Source organism: Bacillus sp. EB V-12 (assembly GCF_056158125.1).
Genome location: NZ_JBUXJL010000002.1, coordinates 867,383 through 883,568, shown reverse-complemented (window position 1 = coordinate 883,568; position 16,186 = coordinate 867,383). Strand labels below are relative to the sequence as shown.

The window sequence follows — 16,186 nt, the reverse complement described above, 5'->3', positions numbered from 1 at the left end:
CTCTTTTTTAGCAAAGATAATAATGATGGGAGGAATATAAATGAATATACAACGTGCAAAAGAGCTTTCTATGTCAGCAGAACAAGCCAATGTCAATTTTCAAGGCATGCCTGTTATGATTCAACACGTCGATGAAAGCAATGAAACCGCCCGCATATATGAAGTAAAAAACCCAGGACGCGAATTAACTGTTCCAGTTAATAGCTTAGAGGAAATATAAGAAATGCCACTTCTCTTTTGAAGTGGCATTTTTCTTCTTTCAGATTACTTATTATAAATTTCTTCAACCCTTTATTTTACAGGAGCTGAAAAAATAAGAATTTTCTACTTCTTTTCTTTTTGTGACCTGCTAAAATACAAACTATGGATTAATTATTCGTACTATACATTAAGGAGGAAAAATAATGGCATCTACTTTAGAAAAAAACAAGCCTTATTATGCAGTTATATTCACTTCTAATTTATCAAATGATACAACAGACTATAATACCGTTGCCGAAGAAATGGAGAAACTTGCAAAGCAACAACCTGGATTTTTAGGTGTAGAAAATGCAAGAGGTAATTCTGGACTCGGAATAACAATTTCTTATTGGGAATCACTTGATGCGATTGAAAATTGGAAAAAGAACACCTTACATAAAGAAGCGAAAAAAAGAGGTCGTGAGCAATGGTATGAAAACTTCCACCTGCGTATTTGTCTTGTTGAGAAAGAAATTAAGTTTCATAGAGGTACTTTATAACTATGAAGGAAAAATTAGCTCTCGTTATTGTTCATGAAATATATGGTGTGAACGACCATATGCATCACGTTACCCAGCACTTTACTTCATCTCATATAGATGTATTCTGTCCTAATCTGCTACAATCGCAACCTGCATTTCATTATATTGATGAAGAAAAAGCATATCATTTTTTTATGAATCATATTGGATTTGAAGATGGAAAAAAGCAAATTGAAACATTCATTACTCATCTTTCTAGTCGTTACACACATATTGGACTTATCGGCTTTAGTGTTGGAGCTACCATCTCATGGCTATGTAGTAACAATCCGAAAATAGATTTTATTATCGGATGCTACGGTTCCCGTATACGTGACTATGTTCACATAAAGCCTACATGCGCTACACTACTTATATTCCCTGAAAAAGAAGCTAGTTTTTCAGTATCCGCTTTCATTCAAACATTGCAGCAACAGAATAACCCTTTATTAGAAATAAAACAACTACACGGTGAACATGGCTTTCTAAATCCGTACACTGAAAAATATAACGGGCACTCTACAAAACAAGCATATAATGTAATAGATTCATTTCTTGTAAAAAACACTCTTATACAGGAGATGTAAATGACACTTACATTACTCTTACTTATTTTCATATTCATTGCCTTTTTCTCAGTGCTAACTATTATTTTCGTAACCGTAAAAAAGGGGGAGTTTTCCAAACGGCCCTACTTACAATCTATTATCGTTTGCATTTTTTTTACAAATTGGATTTTATATTTATCAACTTTTTATGCGTTACTTCCCGAGAAAATTAGTGAGTTCCTATTCCTACCCATTTGGTTTTTCCTTTGTATTTTAGGTTTTATAACTTTCTTGCGCGAATGGAGAAATAATCGTGTATTTTCCATATGTATCGTTCTTCTTTCCTTTATTAGTTTTTTATTTGGGTTATTGTTGTTAGTTCTTTTGGGGATGTAATAGAAGAAGGAAGAAAAGCCAACTTTCAACTTTTCTTCCTTCTCTGTTTACCTTTAGTTTTCACTGTCACTGATTCACAAGGTGTATAATATATTTGAGGTGTCGCCTTATCAACAAACATCATAAACGTAACGAAACCGATAATAAAGAAAATAAACAACGTTAACAAAATTGCTCCTATCGTTAAAAGTATCATAACACCACCCCTATATTTTCATGTTATTACACCTTTCGCTATTATATGAGCGTAATCCTTTTTAGAAAAAGAAACGTAACAAAATAATCACAACCACTCCTGTTAATACTGTACCTAATAAACTACGAGTATATATGGCTACAAGAAATGTTGGAATTGCTGCGATCAGGTAATCCCATTGCACCGTCTCATGCATAAATAATACTTGTGCTAAAAGTGCTGCTAATATTGCAATTGGTATGTAATTTAACCATTTTAAACCCCAGTCTGGAATTTGTAGTTTGCTAAATACGAGTAGAGGTAAAATACGTGGCACGAGTGTAACAGCTCCTGCTGCTAGTAAAAGTAATAATACATCTAATCTCATTTCCATTTTTCAATCACCACTCCAATCGTCGCAGCTAGTAAGGTTGCGATAATAACCGCTATACTATCTGGCATAAATAGGTGTGAAACGTATGCGATAATAATTGCTACAATTGCAACACTTAAATGAATTGCTAGCTTTGGTTTACTACTTATGAGTTGAAGTACAAATAATCCGATAAACATCGCTGGTAATGCATAATCCATCCCGTATGTATGTGGATCTGGTATCCACTCACCAAACAGACCACCAATAATGGTAGCAAGAATCCAGTTTAAATAAGCCGTTACATTTAGCCCAATCATCCATCTTTCGCCTAAATATCCTTTTTGCGCTGCATGCTGCACTGCGACGCCGAACGTTTCATCTGTAATTTGCGAACCAATAATGACGTTTTTTAATAGAGGTAGTTTCGTAAAGTACGGTGCGAGGGCAGCACTCATTAATAAATGGCGTAAATTAACAAAAAACACAGTAAAAATAATTGCGGAAGCAGGAGCACCGGCTGCATACATACCAGCTAATATAAATTGGGCAGAACCTGCATAAATTAAAGTCGACATAAATGCAATTTCAATGATAGAAAAACCTGCTGTTTTTGCAATTACACCAGCTGCTATACCGATGCTCAAATAACCAAATACAGTTGGTAAACAATCTTTTACTCCTTGCTGAAATGTATCGTCACTCTGCAAAGCTACATGTGCCTGAGCTTTACTCATCTCTATCATTCTCCATTCCTTCTAAAGTTCGTTTTCCTGTTACGACATGAACTAAATCTATATTTTCACGCCATAACGTATCTAACTTATCAGCTCCAAATTCCTTTGTGATTTCTTCAACCATAATATCGTGCCGCACATACTCTGTAGCAACGAGAACTAGCGCTGGGTCATACGTTGTAACGGCCCATGAAGTGCTATCATTTGAAAAGTTCGCAATTAATACCTCCTCTCCATCACGAGCAATAACAGTTAAATGACCACCCATTCTCTTTTCAACAACGTGGGGCGTCATATAATTATGGTGAAACGTCGCTCCTATTTTTGTTTCTGGGGCTCCAAATAAGATTGAAAATATATGTACGCCTTCCTCTTCCTTTTGATGAATGTATGGCTCAATTTCATGCACTTGATCTTCCCATACAGAAATCCATAACTCTTCCTTTGCCCTATTAATTATATTGCATATCTCTTTTAAAACACGATCATTTGAACGAATATGCGAAATTACATCTATTTGTCGCTCTTGTTCTAAACAATTTAATTTCTCATCTAAAAATTCAAAGGACTTTTCAAAGTCTTTTCGCATTCGATTCATTAATTCGGTAGCTGGTACTGGTACATATTTAACTGGTTCAGAGGGTACAATATGCACCGCTCCTTTATCCATTAACTTACCGAGTACCTCGTAAATCATAGAACGAGGTACTCCTGTTTGTTTACTCACTTCATAGCCCGTTACTGGCGAATGTTTTAACAATCCAATATACGCTTTACATTCATACTGGGAAAATCCTAACTTTTGTAACTCCTTTATAATTTCATCCATCGGTAACCCCTCACAATCTAAATCGCCCTTACTTCAAAACGACGATTTTGCTTCCCTTTACTTTTTACTTTATCAATAACAAGTGTTCCTATTTCACTCGTATTTTTCACATGTGTGCCTCCACAAGCTTGTTCGTCTAAATTTTCAATTGTAACAATGCGGATTTCTTGGATGGTAGTTGGCAGGAGATTTATTGCTGTTTTAATCATTCCTACAGCATTTTCTGCTTCTTCGCGGCTCATATAACGAGTGGAAATTTCTTTATTTTGCTTAATAAGTTTATTCACTTCCTCAACAATTTCTTCTACTTCCACGCTCGATAACTCTTGTAACTCATTAAAATCGATACGTGCTTTATCAGGATAAATTTGATTTCCGGTGCATAGAGCTCCATACTTTTCATAAACAACAGCTCCGATAAGATGCAGTAAAGAGTGATGACGCATTAAATTATGACGTCTTTCCCAATTCATCTCTAATTTAACTGGACCTAATTTTACTTGAGCTTCATCTTTTATATAGTGAACTATTTCTCCCTGCTCCTTCTTTACTTTTTCAACCTCAAATACAGACCCATCTTGTACAATGACACCCGTATCACATTCCTGCCCTCCACCAGTTGGATAAAAAACTGTTTCTTTCACAAATACTTTATTCCCTTCTACTTTTATCACTTCTGTTTCACAACTCGTTTTGTATGCATCTTCTAAATATAATGCCGTTGTCATACTCTCACCTCTTTAGTAGTTATAGTTATACCTACTAATATAAAAAAGAAGCTCTGTAAAGTCAATTGATAATTCTGAAATTTAAAATTAATAAAAGACTCCTTTATTAGGAGTCCACTATCTTAATATTTCATTCGCTTCTTTTTCATAAATTTTATCAAATGACGTCATAACGCGCTGTGATGCTTGAATCATCTTTTGATCTGTCATAAGATCTGCCATCTCTTTCGTCATATCTACATTTGAATTTTCTAGCATATGATTTTTTACTATTCCTGTTCCGTTCGGTAAATTAGCAATGTTTCCTTCTGCTAGTGTAAAGCTTTTATTTTCACGTTGTACGAGACGTGCATTCGTTTCTGCATCTACTGTTTTTGTTTGCAAACGAGCAATATTATTTTGTGTTACTTCATCATATAATGTACCGTCTGCTTGTACAGCAACCTTTGCTCCTTCTGGAATACGAATACGCTCATTATTCTCTCCCATTACGAAAGCACCTGAAGATGTTTGTAAATATCGATCACTATTTAATGTGAAGCTACCATCTCTCGTTAAAAACGTTTCATCATTTTTAGAAGTAACAAAAAATGATGTTGTGCCGGCCGCGCCGTCATCTAAAAAGAAATCTGTAGCGCTATTTGTCATTTGTATATTTCCTTGTACTAAATTCACATGCGTTGCAGCTGGTACTACAGCGTAATCGACCGAACCGATATTTGTTACCGCCCCATCTCCGCGGCGATATGTGTCTTGTACATCAAATACTTTAGACGTCATATTTTCTGCTTTAAATCCTGTCGTTTGAGCATTTGCAACGTTATTCGAATGAACATTAATGCGCTGCATGTAATTCATCATGCCCATAGAACCTATATAAAGACCGTTCATATTCGTTTGAATAAGGCAAGCGCCTTATTCTTCACCTCTTTTCTACGATGTTTGTAACATTTGTTTTGCTAAATGTTCAGCTGTAGCGATATGTATATTTTTCTTTATGTCTTGGCCATCTGTCATTAATACAATAGGAGCTGATGATACTGCTGGAATTTTCAACAATTCGCCACTACTTGCTGTTTCATCAAATTTCGTAAACACAATACCATCTATATGAATATCTTTAAAGTTTGTAATGATTTCGATCATATCTTTACTTTTCATTGAAGCTGATAACGTTAAACAAATATAATCTGGTTCTACTTGTCCCATCGTTTCAATCATTTCTTCTACTGTTTCTGACGTACGATAATTTTTTCCAGCTGTATCAATTAAAATATAATCGACGCGTGCTTCTTCTTTAAAATACGTAAGCGCTCTTGTCATTGCAGCTTCATCACGCACAGCAATTACTTCAGATCCAATTGTCTTTACGTTATCTTGCAATTGCTGCACTGTCCCTATGCGCGAATGATCGGTCGTTATAAAACCAACTGTTTTGTTCTTACCGTGAAATTGCCATGCCATTTTCGCCAGTGTCGTCGTTTTACCAACGCCAGTTGGACCGATTAATGCAATTGTTTGTACTTCTTTTTCAAAGACGTTTTCCGTATTGAAATGAGATTTCATATCTTCCAATATGTACCTGATAACTTCTTCTTCCGTAATCATCGTTGCATTTTCAAACTTTATTTTTAACTTTTCAGCATATGCATGAATGAAATATTGTTCCACATCGTTTTGTTCTAGCATCCGAATTACTTTTTGAATAATAAACGGTACAGATTCTTGGTTTTCTTTCTTTGTAACCACTTCTTCTTTCTTTAGTGGAACGACTTGTTTCACAACTTTTTTCTTTTTCGTTACTTCCGTTTCTTTCATCGGTTTCACCACGACAATTCCTTTTTCAAACAGCTTTAATAGTTTCTCTTTTTTTCTTGCCCATTCTTCACTATTTCCTGTTTGCATCGCCGCGTATGACATAGGAGTCGTTACGTTTTCTAAATTGTGCAGTACTGATTGAATTCCATTCGCCTTCACAATTTGTTCTGAAGGATCATTCACAACATCCATTAACTGTTCATGAAATTGAGCTGTACCTTCATTCACTTCTTCCTGTTTTTCTTCTGGAAAAGCAACTAACATTTCATAATCCTTTTTCCAAAAAAACGGTATATTTCGTTTTACACTTTCATCGACAACGTAATAATAATCTGTACCATATTGGTCAAATAACTTTCGATACAATTCATTTTTCGAAGCTGCTTTTATTCGCATTAACGCTTCTTTCTTTTCTGTACTTTCCATTACTTCACCCCCTACTATTCAATATAGGCAATTTGATCCACAACAATTTCTGGTGCTAATTCGCTAATACAAAGTACTTGTGCTTCCACTTGATAACGTTCTAGCAGTCTTACAATCGCAAATCTAAAATCTTTTCTACGTGTTAATAACACTGGTTCTCTTCCCATTAAACGTGCTTGTTTAAAGACGCGCTGCACTTGCTCAACGACACGTGTTTCTAAATCTAAATCCCAGTTTAATAAGTAACCTTGATATGAATTATTCACAACATCCGCATCTAACTCAATTGAATCAGAGAAAAGCGCTGCATATATTTTTCCATCTGGATTTTTCGCATTTTCACAAATAACTTTTGAAATACATTCACGAACAAATGATGTTACACCATCCACGTGGTTTTGATAAATTTCTTTGCCGTCAATAATACCTTCAATAATTGTTGGTAAATCACGAATAGAAATACCTTCTTTTAGAAGTTGTTTAATAACATTTTGAACGAGTGATAAATCAATTTCTTTCTTCTTAATCTCTTCTAATAGAACGCCATTATCATTTTCAAGCGAGTTAATTAAGTCTTTTACATGTTGACGCTGAATTAATTCGTGAAGATTACGTCTAACGACAACATCTAAATGTGTAATTAATATGCTAAGTGGCTCTAACACTTGATAGCCTTTCATTTGTGCATCTTGCACCATATGCTCTAAAATCCAATATCCATCTTCACCGAAAATTGGATCTTTCGCTGGCTCTGCATCTAAATCAGCCATTACGTTCGGTGTTTTCAGTGCTAATAAATAACCTGATTTTAAAACACCTTCAGCCGCCTTCGCACCTTTAATTCGAATAATGTAACGTCCGCGTGGTCTAAAACTCGTATTATCTTTAAAGTTAATTCCAGGAACGTTAATACCAAGGTCAGTAATAATTGACTTCCTCATAAGAACAACTTTATCACGCGCTGTTTCCCCGTTAATTTTCTGCTTTACAAGTGCTGCTAAATCTAAACCGAGTTCTACTATAATTGGATATTTATCCGTAAATACTCCAAATGAATCTTCCACTTGTTGCAGTTGCTCATCTTCGCCTTGAATCATTTCTATTTCTTTTTGAAGCTCGTCTTCTTTTTCTTTCTTTATTCGATTTTTATTACGAATTCCTAAGAAGATAATTGTTCCGCCAACGAGTGCGAATGGTAGAAATGGTAGCGGAGTAAAAATACCCATTGCGATAAATAAACCACCGAGCGCATATACAACGACTTCATGCGCTAATAACTCTTTAAAGATACCTTCTGTTACTGTATCCGGTGAGCCGTCAAATACACGCGTTACGATAATACCTGTTGAAATTGCAAGCATTAGCGATCCAATTTGGTTTACGATTCCGTCACCGACAGTTAACTGTGTATAATGAAGAGCCGCATCTGCAAAGCTCATCCCTTGCTGCATCATTCCGACAATTAAACCGAAAATAATGTTTACGAATAAAATGACAATCCCGAAAATAACGTCCCCTTTAATGAACTTTCCGGCACCATCCATCGCCCCGTAAAACTCTGTTTCCATATTTAATTTTTTTCGTTTTGCTTGTGCATCTTTTTCTGAAATAATACGCTGGTTTAAATCAGCATCGATAGACATTTGTTTCCCTGGTAAAGAATCAAGTGTAAAACGAGCTGCAACTTCAGCTGTACGAGACGCACCGTTTGCAACGATAAACTGGAATATGATTAATACTGTAAAAATAACGATACCAATTAATAAGTTTCCGCCAATTACGAACTGGCCGAACTCTTCAATAACATGACCTGCATTTCCATCTGTCAAAATCGCTCGCGTCGTCGAAACGTTAATCGATACGCGGAAAATCCCGATTAATAACAACATCGTTGGAAATGACTTTAATTCATCCCACTCGTTAATACTTGTCGCTCGCATATAAATAAGCACTGACATACTTAGTAGAAAAACGATAATGATATCAAGTATAAATGGTGGAAGTGGAATTAAGAGCGCCACTACGAATGACGCTGCTAAAAAGATAGAAAAATAGGTTCTTGCAGAATCTATCTTAAACAAAGAGATCTCCTCCAAACGCGCTATTATACTTCAAGTTCATTCGTCTGAATTAAATAGCGCATAACTTCAATTACAGCTACATATAAATCTTCTGGAATCGTCTCATCTTCCTCGACTTGATAATATAAAGAACGAGCAAGCGGACGGTTTTCCACCATTGGTATTTCTTGTTCACGGGCAAGCGTTCGTATATATAATGCGAGCTCATCTTCCCCTTTTGCAACGACAATTGGTGCTGCATCAACGTGTTTATTGTAACGAAGTACGACCGAAATATGAGTCGGGTTGTTTACAATAAACGTTGCGCCATCCATCTTCTTCGCAATTGTTCCTTGCAAGATTGCATGCATAAAGTTTTTTCGTTTCCCTTTAACTTGCGGGTCCCCTTCATTATCTTTATGCTCTTGTTTCACTTCTTCTTTTTTCATCTTAATATCTTGCTCGTACTCCCATTTTTGATAAATGAAATCAATAATAGAAAGAACGATTAAAATAATTAAAATTGCTAAGAAAATAAATTTAATTTCCCTAATAATTTCAGTAAGTGATGCAGTCCAGTTAAATCCAATCATACTGACAATTTTCTCTAAATTCTTTTTAAAGAGAACGTAAGCGACGTAACCGATTAATCCCATATAAAATAGTGATTTCAAAATATCTACTAAACTTTTACGACTAAACAGTCTCGTAAAATAGTTTTTCGGATTAATACGTGACGCTTTCGGTTTAATGACTTTAGAAGAAAATAGGAAGCCGACTTGAATCATATAATTGAATAAATGAAAAGCGTATACGAGTATTAATATCGGAGCCGATACTTTCAGTAATAAAATCCCCATTAAATAAAAATACTCGGTTGAATCTGTATTTTTTCCAATTTGATCAAACAGCACCGCTACGGAATTTGCAATCTCATACCCTAGCCAATCTCCGAAGAAATAAACGACAACTGCTAATACGAGAATGGAAAATAAATTATTTAAATCTTTACTCCGGGCAATATTCCCTTCTTCACGCGATTTTTTACGCTTCTGCGGGGTGGCCTTTTCTGTTTTATTATCCTTTGCCATGCGCGTCCCCCTACTTCGTTAAGAAAAAGTTAAATAGTTTCGTATATTCTTCAAGTAATACATCCGTCATATTTTTAAACACATAACCGAGCATCGGTACACTCATCGCAATAAACAAAATACCACATGTAATTTTAATTACGTATGCATTCATAAAAACGTTTAATTGCGGAGCGTTTTTTGCAATTAAAATTAGAACAAAGTTAATGATGAATAAACTTCCCATAAGTGGAAGAGCAATTTCAACCGCTGATGTGATCGCAAATAATAGCGTTGCGAGTAGACTATCTAAGAAACTAGTCGTCAGCAATTTTGAAATCGCCTCTGTATATTGAAACGACTTTAAAATCGTGGCAACGAAATAATTAATGCCGCCAAGTGAAATAAAAATAATGAGAAAAAATATATCAAAAATGGTTGATAGTAAAGTAGACTGTGAGCCCGCATTTACATCAAACAAACTTGCTTGTGATAAACCGATATCAAAGTCTAAAATATGCCCGGCCATTTTCGGAATGTTCCACAGCATTTCTACAATTTTTGAAAGTGATAATCCAATTACAATTTGCGTTCCTGCATAAGCTGCAACGTCCCAAACTGTCTTGATGTGAGAGACATCCACTTGATCAGCCACTGTAATTGAAAGAGCAAGTCCAACAGTAACCTTCGCCATTGCTGGAATGGATCGGCCTGAGAAAAACGGTAAAAAATATAAAAATGAAGTAATGCGACAAAACGCAAAAAACGTTGCCGCCCATAATTCCATATTCATTTCAGTTCACCTATCTTAGTACGAACGCAATAGCGATGGGATTTTATCAAATAAATCTAAAATAAGCATCGTTAACTCTTGGAACATCCACGGACCTAAAATGATAATAACGAGCACAATACTCGCCATTTTCGGTAAAAACGTCAGCGTTTGCTCTTGAATTTGCATCATTGCCATAATAACCGCGATAATAATAACGACAATCAGACTTACAACGGCAATCGGCATTAAAATCATAACCCCTTTATAAAAAAAGGTTTGGAAAATATCTATAATTGGTGACGTATTCATTTATATGACTCCTATCACATAGCATCAAACGCTTCAGGCGACCGTCTTAAACATAATATCGACAATTTTTGTATATCCACCTAAATATACGAAAACGAGTATTTTAAACGGTAAACTTAAAATCATCGGCGGTACCATCATCATCCCGAGGTACATTAAAAGTGTACTAATAATCAAATCTATAAATACAAACGCTAAATAAATGAACATCCCTGTTAGTAAACCTTTTTGAATTTGCGTTAGCGTAAAGGATGGTACAAGTGTAAATAAGGAAAGATCTTTCAAATCTTTCGGCAACTCTTCTCCGCGTACTTTCAGCATCATTTTCAAATCATGCTTATACGTATGCTTTGACATATATTCTTTCATAATAGGAGCTGTCGTTTCCGCAGCTTGGCTTACTGTTATTTTCTCTTTCGTCATCGGATCCCACACATCGCTCTTCAGTTGCCCGAGTACAGGCTGCATCGTAAAGAGTGATAAAAATAATGCAAGTCCAACAAGCACTTGGTTTGGTGGTAAATTCATTACCCCAAGTCCTTGACGTGTAATCCCAAGAACGATCATAAAATAAGTAAAATGTGTAAATAATAGAACGATAGAAGAAGATAATGATAAAAGGGTAACGAGCGCAAATAGTTGTACACTTGAATTACTCGTAAACTCTTTTCCATTTTCGAAATTAATAAAACCGTTCGGGGCCGCATACGCTGGATTTACAAAAATAATTGAAAAAACGATAGAAAATACGAAAATAACGGCTAATAATGATAACTGTTTCTTTATTCTCATGATGGATCCTCTACTTTTTTCGTTTCAGTCTTCACCGCGTCTTCTAGTGCTTGTTGAAACTGATTTCCTGTTCCGGTTAATTGCACAGACTGCACACCGTTATTACTAATAACAGTGAACACTTGCTTTCCGTCCACTTCAAATAAAAAGGCACTCGTTTGATGATTTAAATACACGCCGTCTTTTACTTGAATATGGCCATTTTCACCCTGCTTAAAAAACTGCTGTTTGCGCGTCTTTTTCGTCATATAATATGCACCGTAACCGAGCGCACCAAACAGTAAAACGACTTGAAATAAGGTCGTCATATACGACATATGACTCCTCCTCTACTCTTTATCTTGCATTTGACTTTGGGCTTTCATAAGCGCCGCTTGTTTCTTATCAGCTTCAATTTCAGAAATGATAATACCGAATTTCTCGTCCATTACGATTGCTTCACCGATGCCGACTTTCATATTACTTAAATACACATCTACTTTATGTCCTAAGTTTTTCTCTACTTCCAGAACATCGCCAACTTTTAACTGCTTTACATCACCAAGTGTAATAGATGACTTTCCAAGCTTTACACCGAGTTCAATCGAAATATCTGAAACAGTATCAATATGTGCCTTACCTGCTTCATTTCGCTTTCCTGCAAAATCTTCTAATCCCATTAATGACACGGGAGATACTTCATGCTTCATATGGATCCTCCTACTCTACAAAACTTTTAAATAGGAGCGCCTTACGCGTTCCATCTTTTCCAATAAAACAATTAAATTTATGCTTTCCATCTACATAACCAAGTAATTCATCCGAAACTTTCGTATGAAGCGGAATAATATCGCCTTCTTCAATTTGTTCAATCTCACTCATTGTCATTTTCTGCTCACCAATTGCAACGTGAACAGGTTTGTACACTTGATTTACTTTCACTTCCACTTCAGACGTATACTTTTTACGTTTATCTGAAGAATGTTCGACAATATTTTCAGACGTTAACTTATCCATAATTTCTTCAACAGATAAGAATGGAATTCCGATACGCACCGTCGTATTCCAAAAATCTGTTTTCATATTTACGTTAAGTAATGAAATAATATCGCTCGCTGTCGTAATCTTTAGTGCATTCGGATCTGTTTCTGTCGTTACAAATTTCGGTTCAATCGCAACAACACTTTCAAATGATTGCTCTAAATTTTTACAAAGAAGCAAGAATATATTATCAAGCGTTAAAAACTCAAACGCTGTTAACGGTCTACGCATCGTAAAGTTACGTTTACTATCTCCGCCAAGCCAACATTCATGAATATAAATAACGAATGCTAAATCAATCTCAATAACAATTTCTCCAAGCTCTGGTAAACCGAGATCAATTACGCAATATAAATAATAATCTTTCGGCATCTTCTCCACATACTCACTCGTAAATGGAACTTGCTCAACTGTTGAAGGTTCTAGTTCAATCGGAATACGCATACGCGCTGATAACGTCTGTGACGTCTGCTTTCCAAACGTAGAAGCAATCGCTTGCAAACTACGTAAATGCTCAACACCGAACTTCTCTGGTCTATTAAAATCATACTCTTGAAATTTCTCTTGCTTTCCTGCTTCTTGTGCGAAAGCTGGCATTTCCTCGCCTTCATTTACCGCCTTCAGCAGGGCATCAATTTGCTCTTGGCTTAATTTTTCGCCACTCATGACAATCCCCTTCCCTACCTTTTCAATTCAACGATTTCAACGTACATCTTTCCATTCTTCGTCAAAATCTTTCCGGTTCCAATCTCTTCATTCTCAAGCATAAGACGCACCGTATTTTTCGTTGAATTTTCAAGACGATACAATGTACCTTTCGTAATATGAAGCAGATCTTCAATTTTCTTTTTCGTATTTCCGATTTCAAAATAAATTGTTAACGGAATATCATCTTGTAATTTCAAATCTAGCCAACTCCCATATCATGTTCACGAAAATTTCATGTTCTCTCTATATATGAAACTTCTTATTTTGAAACGTCGATATTTAATATTTTTTTAATATATCCTTGCGTTTCTTTAAATGGCGGTACGCCTCCGTACTTTCTCACATTACCAGGACCAGCATTATAAGAAGCAAGCGCCAATACTAAGTCGCCGTTATTTTTCTTTAAATAACCGCTTAACTCTTTCACGCCACCTTCAATACTTTCAGCTGGTGAAAAGGGATTCTTCACACCCATCTCCTTCACATTCGCTGGCATAAGCTGCATAAGACCCATCGCACCGGCATGTGACACCGTTTTCGGATTAAAATTAGACTCTACTTCAATCATTTTTTGAATTAACGTTTTCGGAATTCCATATGTACGACTTACTCGATCAATAATATCCTCATACTTCCCTTCATTGGAAGAACGTATTTTTTGAATATTATACTTCTTCGTTAATTCCCACGTATCAGCGGCCTCATTTTTCGTTTCTGGGAAACGTCGTTCAAACTCTTTTTGCGCAACTTGCACTTCATCTACTTTCTTCGTTTCAGCCTTTTCTTCAGGCTTACTCGCTTCCTCTACTTTATTAATAGTTTCTGCCGGTTTATTAACAACCGCTTCTATTTTCGTAGATTGTACCGGCTGACTCATATCTTCTACTTTTGCCGGCTGCGTAGTTTCTTTCGTCTCCTTCGCAGGTTCACTCTGCAACTTCTCTTGAAAACGACTACTAACGAATGCTTGTGGACTACTTAGCTTTTGCTGAATTTGCCCTTTCTTATATGCAAGCACTTCTTTTACTATATTTCCAACTATCATAATATCACCTTTTCGGTAAACAAAGATAATCTAATATTAGAGTTTTTTTTTAAAGTTTGCAATAATCCTTTTAATAATTATGTAATAAAAAAATGAATATATTGTTAAACTGTTATTTTTTTATATTTATTAATTCGAATTTTTAGTTGACACCCGTTGTGGCAAGGATTACAATAAATCTCGAAATTGATTTTTTCGCATATTACCGTTTTTCAATTTGCAGAAAAGTCAATATAAAAAAATGGGGGTTTCTTAACATGAGAATTAATACAAACATTAACAGCATGCGTACTCAAGAGTACATGCGCCAAAACCAAGCAAAAATGAGCAATTCTATGGACCGTTTATCAAGCGGTAAACGTATCAACAACGCTTCTGACGATGCAGCAGGTCTTGCAATCGCAACTCGTATGCGTTCACGTGAAGGTGGCTTAAACGTTGCAGCCCGTAATACAGAAGACGGTATGTCTTTAATTCGTACAGCTGACTCAGCTTTAAACTCTGTGTCAAACATCTTACTTCGTATGCGTGACCTTGCAAACCAATCTGCAAGTGGTACTAATACTGATAAAAACCAAGCTGCAATGCAAAAAGAATTTGATCAATTAAAAGAACAAATTCAATACATTGCGGACAACACTGAATTTAACGACAAAAAATTATTAGATGGATCTAATAATACAATTAATATCCAAACTCTTGACTCACATGATAAAACTAAACAAATTACAATTTCACTTGATTCTGCATCACTTAAAAACTTAGATATTAAAGATTTAGCAATTGGTGCAAACACAGTTAACAAAAATGATCTTGAAACTCTTGATAATTCTATGAAACGACTAGAAAAACCTGCTACAGATGGAGCAGTACAAGCTCAAGACGTTAAAGATGCAAAAAATGCTTTTGATAAAGTCAAATCAGGTTACTCAGCAGCAGACGTAGAGAAAATGAATGATGTTTTCAAAGCTTATGATAAAGCATTAGCTAATCCAATTGCTGATGCAACAGCTAATGAAGCTGCTCTTAAAGCTGCTGCAGAAAACATTAATAAAGAATTTGCAAAACTAACGAAACCTACAGGAGCAGCATTCGATCCATCTTCAGCTGTTGAAAAGATTGATCAAGCAATTGAAAAAATTGCTTCTAGCCGTGCTACTTTAGGTGCTACATTAAACCGCCTTGACTTTAACGTAACAAACCTTAAGAGCCAAGAAAACTCTATGGCAGCTTCTGCTTCTCAAATCGAAGACGCTGACATGGCGAAAGAAATGTCTGAAATGACTAAGTTCAAAATCTTGAACGAAGCTGGTATCAGCATGCTTTCTCAAGCAAACCAAACTCCACAAATGGTTTCTAAATTATTACAATAAGCCATTTGAGTTAGTTTCCCGAATAAACCTCTCTGCTTGCGGAGAGGTTTATTTTTTCTATATAGATAGATTGAAAGATTTTTTAGCTTAAAGAGAAGCTCTAGCCATATTTAGTAGCGGTCAGGGCCTATTTTATTCTCGTTCCGTGTATGAAAACAAAAAGATAAAGTGAGCATAAGTCTCTTTTTCTCTTCATAACCGTTTATTAGCTTTAGAACACTGACTATATCAATCTATAAGGAG

The 16,186-nt window shown here is 35.6% G+C and carries 22 protein-coding genes; 5 read left to right on the top strand and 17 right to left on the bottom strand.

Annotated elements, in window-relative coordinates; all coding sequences use genetic code 11:
• The first annotated feature begins 40 nt into the window (after positions 1-40).
• From ACZDYH_RS11235 to ACZDYH_RS11220, 4 genes are all read left to right on the top strand, one after another.
• Positions 41-220, top strand: coding sequence for an H-type small acid-soluble spore protein (locus ACZDYH_RS11235; RefSeq protein ID WP_001025737.1), 180 nt, complete (start codon positions 41-43; stop codon positions 218-220).
• 184 nt (positions 221-404) lie between these two features.
• Complete coding sequence (locus ACZDYH_RS11230; protein ID WP_102956123.1) at positions 405-740, top strand: antibiotic biosynthesis monooxygenase family protein; 336 nt, start codon at positions 405-407, stop codon at positions 738-740.
• Between the two features lie 2 nt (positions 741-742).
• Positions 743-1,348 (top strand): dienelactone hydrolase family protein, encoded by a 606-nt coding sequence (locus ACZDYH_RS11225; protein WP_000660128.1) that lies wholly within the window; start codon positions 743-745, stop codon positions 1,346-1,348.
• Positions 1,349-1,705: a hypothetical protein gene (locus tag ACZDYH_RS11220; RefSeq protein ID WP_048558354.1), complete on the top strand. Its 357-nt coding sequence runs from the start codon at positions 1,349-1,351 to the stop codon at positions 1,703-1,705.
• 25 nt (positions 1,706-1,730) lie between these two features.
• On the opposite strand, the gene ACZDYH_RS11215 is transcribed toward ACZDYH_RS11220, so the two are convergent.
• The 17 genes from ACZDYH_RS11215 to ACZDYH_RS11135 all read right to left on the bottom strand — a co-directional run bounded on the left by ACZDYH_RS11215 (position 1,731) and on the right by ACZDYH_RS11135 (position 14,570).
• Complete coding sequence (locus tag ACZDYH_RS11215) at positions 1,731-1,901, bottom strand: DUF3951 domain-containing protein (protein ID WP_086384950.1); 171 nt, start codon at positions 1,899-1,901, stop codon at positions 1,731-1,733.
• A gap of 61 nt (positions 1,902-1,962) precedes the next feature.
• Positions 1,963-2,274 carry an AzlD domain-containing protein gene (locus tag ACZDYH_RS11210; RefSeq protein WP_000425946.1) on the bottom strand — a complete coding sequence of 104 codons (312 nt, stop codon included), beginning with the start codon at positions 2,272-2,274 and terminating at the stop codon, positions 1,963-1,965.
• Positions 2,265-2,990, bottom strand: a complete 726-nt coding sequence (locus tag ACZDYH_RS11205; protein ID WP_000030489.1) for an AzlC family ABC transporter permease — start codon at positions 2,988-2,990, stop codon at positions 2,265-2,267. Before ACZDYH_RS11205 ends, ACZDYH_RS11210 begins: the two co-directional genes overlap by 10 nt.
• Positions 2,983-3,819 (bottom strand): TrmB family transcriptional regulator, encoded by an 837-nt coding sequence (locus ACZDYH_RS11200; RefSeq protein ID WP_000343353.1) that lies wholly within the window; start codon positions 3,817-3,819, stop codon positions 2,983-2,985. The genes ACZDYH_RS11205 and ACZDYH_RS11200 overlap by 8 nt, the downstream gene beginning before the upstream one ends.
• Positions 3,820-3,836: 17 nt before the next feature.
• On the bottom strand, positions 3,837-4,547 hold the full coding sequence (locus ACZDYH_RS11195; protein WP_000205381.1) for an alanyl-tRNA editing protein: 711 nt from the start codon (positions 4,545-4,547) through the stop codon (positions 3,837-3,839).
• A gap of 117 nt (positions 4,548-4,664) precedes the next feature.
• The gene (locus ACZDYH_RS11190; protein ID WP_001013934.1) at positions 4,665-5,438 is read right to left on the bottom strand and encodes a flagellar basal-body rod protein FlgG; all 774 of its coding nucleotides are present in this window, start codon (positions 5,436-5,438) and stop codon (positions 4,665-4,667) included.
• Between the two features lie 42 nt (positions 5,439-5,480).
• Positions 5,481-6,791, bottom strand: a complete 1,311-nt coding sequence (gene flhF, locus ACZDYH_RS11185) for a flagellar biosynthesis protein FlhF (RefSeq protein ID WP_016122232.1) — start codon at positions 6,789-6,791, stop codon at positions 5,481-5,483.
• A 14-nt stretch (positions 6,792-6,805) separates the two neighbouring features.
• Complete coding sequence (gene flhA / locus ACZDYH_RS11180; protein WP_000472534.1) at positions 6,806-8,872, bottom strand: flagellar biosynthesis protein FlhA; 2,067 nt, start codon at positions 8,870-8,872, stop codon at positions 6,806-6,808.
• Between the two features lie 23 nt (positions 8,873-8,895).
• On the bottom strand, positions 8,896-9,942 hold the full coding sequence (gene flhB / locus ACZDYH_RS11175) for a flagellar type III secretion system protein FlhB (RefSeq protein WP_001030111.1): 1,047 nt from the start codon (positions 9,940-9,942) through the stop codon (positions 8,896-8,898).
• A 10-nt stretch (positions 9,943-9,952) separates the two neighbouring features.
• Entirely contained in the window at positions 9,953-10,714 is a 762-nt protein-coding gene (locus ACZDYH_RS11170) for a flagellar biosynthetic protein FliR (RefSeq protein ID WP_001055718.1), read from the bottom strand.
• Between the two features lie 15 nt (positions 10,715-10,729).
• On the bottom strand, positions 10,730-11,005 hold the full coding sequence (locus tag ACZDYH_RS11165; protein ID WP_001098080.1) for a flagellar biosynthetic protein FliQ: 276 nt from the start codon (positions 11,003-11,005) through the stop codon (positions 10,730-10,732).
• Between the two features lie 33 nt (positions 11,006-11,038).
• Positions 11,039-11,797, bottom strand: coding sequence for a flagellar type III secretion system pore protein FliP (locus ACZDYH_RS11160; RefSeq protein ID WP_001220582.1), 759 nt, complete (start codon positions 11,795-11,797; stop codon positions 11,039-11,041).
• Positions 11,794-12,114, bottom strand: coding sequence for a hypothetical protein (locus ACZDYH_RS11155; protein WP_000121178.1), 321 nt, complete (start codon positions 12,112-12,114; stop codon positions 11,794-11,796). The genes ACZDYH_RS11160 and ACZDYH_RS11155 overlap by 4 nt, the downstream gene beginning before the upstream one ends.
• Positions 12,115-12,126: 12 nt before the next feature.
• On the bottom strand, positions 12,127-12,486 hold the full coding sequence (fliN, locus tag ACZDYH_RS11150) for a flagellar motor switch protein FliN (RefSeq protein WP_000680010.1): 360 nt from the start codon (positions 12,484-12,486) through the stop codon (positions 12,127-12,129).
• A gap of 10 nt (positions 12,487-12,496) precedes the next feature.
• Positions 12,497-13,483, bottom strand: coding sequence for a flagellar motor switch protein FliM (fliM, locus tag ACZDYH_RS11145; RefSeq protein WP_000012360.1), 987 nt, complete (start codon positions 13,481-13,483; stop codon positions 12,497-12,499).
• Positions 13,484-13,497: 14 nt separating this feature from the next.
• The gene (locus ACZDYH_RS11140) at positions 13,498-13,722 is read right to left on the bottom strand and encodes a flagellar motor switch protein FliN (RefSeq protein ID WP_000775712.1); all 225 of its coding nucleotides are present in this window, start codon (positions 13,720-13,722) and stop codon (positions 13,498-13,500) included.
• Positions 13,723-13,784: 62 nt separating this feature from the next.
• Positions 13,785-14,570 carry a lytic transglycosylase domain-containing protein gene (locus tag ACZDYH_RS11135; protein ID WP_330939858.1) on the bottom strand — a complete coding sequence of 262 codons (786 nt, stop codon included), beginning with the start codon at positions 14,568-14,570 and terminating at the stop codon, positions 13,785-13,787.
• A gap of 257 nt (positions 14,571-14,827) precedes the next feature.
• On the opposite strand from ACZDYH_RS11135, the gene ACZDYH_RS11130 reads away from it, so the two are divergent.
• Positions 14,828-15,943 carry a flagellin N-terminal helical domain-containing protein gene (locus ACZDYH_RS11130; RefSeq protein WP_006923323.1) on the top strand — a complete coding sequence of 372 codons (1,116 nt, stop codon included), beginning with the start codon at positions 14,828-14,830 and terminating at the stop codon, positions 15,941-15,943.
• Positions 15,944-16,186 lie beyond the last annotated feature (243 nt).